This is a genomic window from Mesorhizobium sp. M7A.F.Ca.AU.001.01.1.1 (genome assembly GCF_004022735.1).
Lineage (GTDB): Bacteria > Pseudomonadota > Alphaproteobacteria > Rhizobiales > Rhizobiaceae > Mesorhizobium > Mesorhizobium ciceri.
In genome coordinates this window covers 1-2507 of record NZ_RZPF01000847.1, presented here as the reverse complement: position 1 = coordinate 2507, position 2507 = coordinate 1, and the positions used below count along the sequence as shown (strand labels likewise).

4 protein-coding genes are annotated in these 2507 nt (G+C 63.3%); 1 reads left to right on the top strand and 3 read right to left on the bottom strand.

Annotated features, from left to right (window positions below; all coding sequences use genetic code 11):
- Positions 1-188 precede the first annotated feature (188 nt).
- Positions 189-407 carry a hypothetical protein gene (locus tag EN884_RS32820; RefSeq protein ID WP_013528317.1) on the top strand — a complete coding sequence of 73 codons (219 nt, stop codon included), beginning with the start codon at positions 189-191 and terminating at the stop codon, positions 405-407.
- 5 nt (positions 408-412) lie between these two features.
- On the opposite strand, the gene EN884_RS32815 is transcribed toward EN884_RS32820, so the two are convergent.
- The 3 genes from EN884_RS32815 to EN884_RS32805 all read right to left on the bottom strand — a co-directional run.
- Complete coding sequence (locus tag EN884_RS32815; protein WP_063169786.1) at positions 413-1171, bottom strand: M48 family metallopeptidase; 759 nt, start codon at positions 1169-1171, stop codon at positions 413-415.
- A gap of 100 nt (positions 1172-1271) precedes the next feature.
- On the bottom strand, positions 1272-1754 hold the full coding sequence (locus EN884_RS32810) for a DUF2852 domain-containing protein (protein ID WP_063169787.1): 483 nt from the start codon (positions 1752-1754) through the stop codon (positions 1272-1274).
- A gap of 117 nt (positions 1755-1871) precedes the next feature.
- Positions 1872-2507 (bottom strand): benzoate/H(+) symporter BenE family transporter (locus tag EN884_RS32805; protein WP_206617706.1); only part of this gene is annotated, 636 nt, incomplete at its 5' end.

Sequence of the window (2507 nt, the reverse complement as noted above, 5' to 3'; positions counted from 1 at the left end):
GGCTGGCGCCGCCGGCCAGCGCCGCGGCCATTGCCGCGTCGGTCTTCAAGCCGCAGATTTTGATGTCGAGTGCCATGGCGCGGGAATTGGCATGAAAAGCGATAAGAGTCGAGAAAAAGCATGCTGTTTGCCGGCACGGCCAAAGGCGCTACCTATGGATGGACAGGACGCAAGGCGGGAGCACGATCATGGCCGACAGAACCGTAGCCGAACTCAGGCAGAAGATTGCGCAGGCGCGCGAGGTCATCGCGCACCTGATCGACAAGGCCGCCTTCAATGGCGCCGAGGCGCACCGCGCGCTCGACTATTTCGGCGGCGATGAGTTCGACGGCAATTTCCTGCCGTGGCCGCATCATGGCGATGAGGGGTTGCGGCCCGAAGACTTGAACGCCGCCAACGACGATTGAGCGATCTACTCGAACATGATCGCTTGCAGCGCACCGCCATTGCGCTTCAGCCAGTCCTTGCAGCGATCGGTGTCGGGGCAGAGCTTTTCGCACAGTTTCCAGAATTTCGGGCCGTGGTTCATCTCCTTGAGATGCGCCACTTCATGCGCGACGAGATAGTTGATGACCGGCGACGGCGCCATCATGATGCGCCAGGAAAAGGACAGATTGCCTTCGGAGGTGCATGACCCCCAGCGGCTTGACGTGTCCTTGAAGCGGATCGCCTTGGCGCGCTTGCCAAGCGCCTCGGTGTGCTTGGCCACCAGCTTCTCGATTTCCTTCTTGGCCTCGCGCTTGAGGAAATCGGCGAGGCGGCGCGGCAGATGTATGCGGTCGCCATGCACGATCAAGAGCGGACCACGTTCGTCGCGCGACACGGTGACGGTGCCGCGCTTTGACGGTTCATGGACGATGCGGTGCGGCACGCCGCGCACCGGGATCCTGATGCCGGGCCGCACCTGCGGCCGCGTCGGCACCTTGGCCAGTCGCTGCTCCAGCCAGTCCTGATGCCGCTCGAGGAACCTGTCCACTTCGCCGCGGCGCAGGCCTGGCGGCACGGTGATGCGCAGACCCTGGCCGCCTGAATCGATACGCAGCGTCATTCGGCGCGCCCTGGCGCTCTCGACGATCTTGAGCGGCAGCGTGCGGCCGGCGACGCAATATTCGCGCTCCACGACAGGCGTGGGCTTGGGCTTTGCCAGATTGCGAAAGAAGCCGAGAGTCATGGGGGGACGATACGCGATTCGAGAAAAACGACTAGAACAAAAAAGAAACGGCGCCGCTCGCGCGACGCCGTTTTTTCACGATGTGACCAGTCGCCGGATCTCAGTCGTCAAGCAGGTTCGAACCCTTGCCACGCTTGGTGGTCGTCGTTCCGGTGCTCGGATCGGTCTTCGTCGGCGCCGTCGACTTGTTGCGGTTGGCCATGAAGCGGTCGAACTCGTCCTGGTCCTTGGCGCGGCGCAATTCGCGGGCGTATTCGTCGAACTGGGTCAGCATCTCGTCGAGCTTGCGGCGCTCTTCGTTCAGCCGCTCAAGTTCCTTTTCGCGCCAGTCGTCGAAAGCGACGTTGCCGGTGCGGGCGGAACCATTGCCCCAGCGCGCGGCCTTGTCGGAACCGCGGCGGCAACCGGCGAAGATGCCGTCGGTCGCGCGGTTGACGTCACGCTTGAAGCCATCGAGGCGGTCGCCCCAGATGATGTAGGCGAGCATGGCGAAGCCGAGTGGCCAGAACACCATGAAACCCACAACCATCAACGCGATGGTTGCCGGCGTCCAGGCCGGACGGATCAATGCGGATGTGTTCATTTTCTCCCATTCCTTCGGTTGGAGACAGCCAAACCCGGCTGCGTGGAATCGAAATGGGAAGAGAAAAACGGCGATTCAAGACAATGTCCGCCAAATCCGGACAAGCATCTGAAATGTTTATCGCTTTTTGATCATATCGAGGAAAAGCACGACCAGCCCGGCAATCAGGCCCCAGAATGCGGCGCCAACGCCGAACAGCGTCAGACCCGACGCGGTGACGACAAAGGTGACGGTGGCAGCCATGCGATCCGCCTCTTCCTTCAGCGCGATAGAAAGCGCGTTGGCGAGCGACGCCATCAGCGCCAGGCCCGCCACCAGTACGATCAGGCTCTGTGGCAGCACCGCGAAGATCGCCACCAGCGAAGCGCCGAAAATCGCAAAGATGAGATAGGCGAGCGCATAGAACGGCCCGGTCTTCCAGCGCTCGGCGGGGTCGGGGTGGACGTCCGGCCCGGTGCAGATCGCCGCCGAGATCGCCGCCAGATTGGTGGTCGAGCCGCCGAACGGCGCCGACAGCAGCGAAAACAGGCCGGTGACGCCGATCAGCGGGCCGGGCTCCGGATGGTAGCCGGCGGCGCGCAGCACGGCGAGGCCGGACAGGTTCTGCGAAGCCATGGTGACGAGATAGAGCGGCAGTGCCAGCCCGATCACCGCCTTGGCGGTGAAATCAGGCGCAATCAGCGTCAGCGTCGACAGTTCCGGTGTCGGCAGGCCGCCGACACGGCCGGGGAGGAAAACGGCGAGGCCACCGCC